Source organism: Arthrobacter sp. B2a2-09 (assembly GCF_027587375.1).
In the GTDB taxonomy this organism is placed as follows: Bacteria; Actinomycetota; Actinomycetes; order Actinomycetales; family Micrococcaceae; genus Arthrobacter.
Genome location: NZ_JAMXIC010000117.1, coordinates 1 through 297, shown reverse-complemented (window position 1 = coordinate 297; position 297 = coordinate 1). Strand labels below are relative to the sequence as shown.

Genomic DNA, 297 nt, shown 5'->3' with positions numbered 1-297 from the left:
GGCTAGCCCAGCACGACGGCGTGACTCACCCGCCGCTGGACCGCCGCTCGCGTCCGCAGAAGCTGCTCGACGGGCTCATCGGCGCCTGCGCAGTGGCCCTGTCCACCGGCGAGCTGCCCGCCAACGGCGGTCTCCGGCCCCAGGTCATGGTGACCATCGACTACCGCGACCTCCTCGACCGTCTCGAACACCAAACCCCCGCTGCCGCAAACCCCCGCCTGAGCAGCGGCGTGTCCACGTTCCACGGTCCGATCCACCCCTCGGTCATCCGCAAGATCGCCTGCGACGCGGACATCA

1 pseudogene is annotated in these 297 nt (G+C 70.4%); it reads left to right on the top strand.

Annotation, left to right across the window (positions count from 1 at the left end):
* A pseudogene (locus NFJ07_RS26105) lies at positions 1–297 on the top strand (DUF222 domain-containing protein); the annotation flags it as partial.